The sequence below is a fragment of the Mesorhizobium sp. M0060 genome, from assembly GCF_040323155.1.
Taxonomy (GTDB): Bacteria; Pseudomonadota; Alphaproteobacteria; order Rhizobiales; family Rhizobiaceae; genus Mesorhizobium.
Genome location: NZ_JAMYUP010000151.1, coordinates 1 through 1,710 on the forward strand (window position 1 = coordinate 1; position 1,710 = coordinate 1,710).

A 1,710-nucleotide genomic window follows, 5' to 3' on the forward strand; every position below is an offset into this window, starting at 1 on the left:
AAATTCAAGCCAACTTGCGACCTGGCTGCGCCGAGCGCCAACGTCAGGAATTTGCACACCTTGGCGGGTCGGCACGTTCAGCCTTCAGCTTATGACAAGGCTCGGGAAGCTCCCGCCGGGATGGAAAGCGGTCAGGGCAACCGCGTATTTTTTGTCTCGCTCCTGCCATTCAGGAAGACCGGCCGCTGTTATCCGTGTATGGCAACTCTGCACGGACAAAATCCCGTTCGAAGGGGGTTTGGCATGCCGATACATCGAAAAGCCGAAAATGCTGGTGTTTCAAGCCATCCGAGATGGCGCTGCTGGGCCGCGTTTTCGATCGGTTGAAGGTCGACGCTCAATCTGAGCATCAACGTCAAGCGCTCGCGTCCCGGATCATTGCAAATTACATGGCCGGACTAGTGGACGACGAAGAACTTCTGTCGGCTTCCCGACAGCCGCTTGGACGGTAGGCGATTGGCAGATCCCAAGCGATCGGTTGGGCTTCCATCATTCCCGTAACTTCTCCGAAAGGGCGGAGACGGACTGCTTCATCTGTTCGGCCGATGCGCAGGTCACAGAAGACTTTTACCCCAAACTGGGGGGCTGACCCCAACCCGGACAGTCTACCCCTTGCCCGCTGGCTTCTGCTGGCGGGCCTTTTTTGAATTGAGAGCCGAAGCGTAGCTTCTATCCTCGCGGTTTTTGGCCGGTCTTTAGTAAGCGCGCCTCGCGTAGCAATGACGCGTGGTCAGTTCCGATCATTTCGCGCGCTTGAGTCTCCGTCCCCGCAAGGTGTCCCTCTTCGCTGCCGCAAGCTACGATGCAAACTGAACGGATTCCGCTCTTGTGAGTTGCGACGAGGCTACCCTTAGGTCCGTACCCTAAGGGCAGCCTCCGTCCTGTCAGCGATATGTGTGACAATGTAGGCAATCACCATGTAGATCACGACGGCAATCACGAAGGCTTCGAGGTAGTAGAAATTCAGCGCGGCGGTCAACTGGGACTGCGCAAAAATATCGACAACCTCGATAGCAAATCCAAGAGAAAGCGCCTTCATGATCACCATGAACGAGTTGGCGAGGTCCGGAATTGCTGCGACGATCACCTGGGGAAACAGGATTCGTCGGAACAGTTGGCTTCGTTTGTAGCCCAACGAGTAGGCTGCGTCTGCCTGGCCGGTGTCGAAGGAATTCAAAGCGCCCTTCACAACTTCCGCCTGGAACGCGGCAACGCAAGCGGTCAACGCGATGACGAGCGTGACCCAGTTCGGCGTTGCGTGACCGTTGAACTCTATCCCGACTAGTGAAGCCAAGAACTGGAGGGTCGGCGGGAGGCCGTAGTATGCAAGGAAGATCACGATCACCATCGGCACGCCCTTGAAGGCGACCTTGTACGCCACGACGAACTCCCGCAGCACTGGTATCCGCCGATATTCGATCAGCGCAAACAGGCTGCCGATGATCGTGGAGAAGACAAAGATCGCCAGCGCCATGGCGAGCGTCACGGGCACTGCGCCCAGGATGCTCCACAGGTCCGGGAGCAAGACATCGATATCGAACATGTGATGATGGCCCTTTCTTCGATCAGACGCTCGCCATGATCGTGCTCTTCGCCGGCGCCGCTGACGGTGCGAACTTCGAGGAGCGAAGTTCGAAGAAGCGCACGATGAGCCACGCGATCAGGCACAGCAGCGCATAGATCACCGCCAGCACGAGATAAGTTTCGAAC

2 protein-coding genes and 1 pseudogene are annotated in these 1,710 nt (G+C 57.3%); 1 reads left to right on the plus strand and 2 read right to left on the minus strand.

Annotated elements, in window-relative coordinates; genetic code table 11:
• Positions 1-327 (plus strand): hypothetical protein (locus NKJ94_RS37300; RefSeq protein ID WP_352532761.1); only part of this gene is annotated, 327 nt, incomplete at its 5' end.
• 523 nt (positions 328-850) lie between these two features.
• Here the strand turns inward: NKJ94_RS37300 and NKJ94_RS37305 are convergent.
• Both NKJ94_RS37305 and NKJ94_RS37310 read right to left on the minus strand, forming a co-directional pair.
• The gene (locus NKJ94_RS37305) at positions 851-1,543 is read right to left on the minus strand and encodes an amino acid ABC transporter permease (protein ID WP_352532763.1); all 693 of its coding nucleotides are present in this window, start codon (positions 1,541-1,543) and stop codon (positions 851-853) included.
• Between the two features lie 22 nt (positions 1,544-1,565).
• A pseudogene (locus tag NKJ94_RS37310) lies at positions 1,566-1,710 on the minus strand (amino acid ABC transporter permease); the annotation flags it as partial.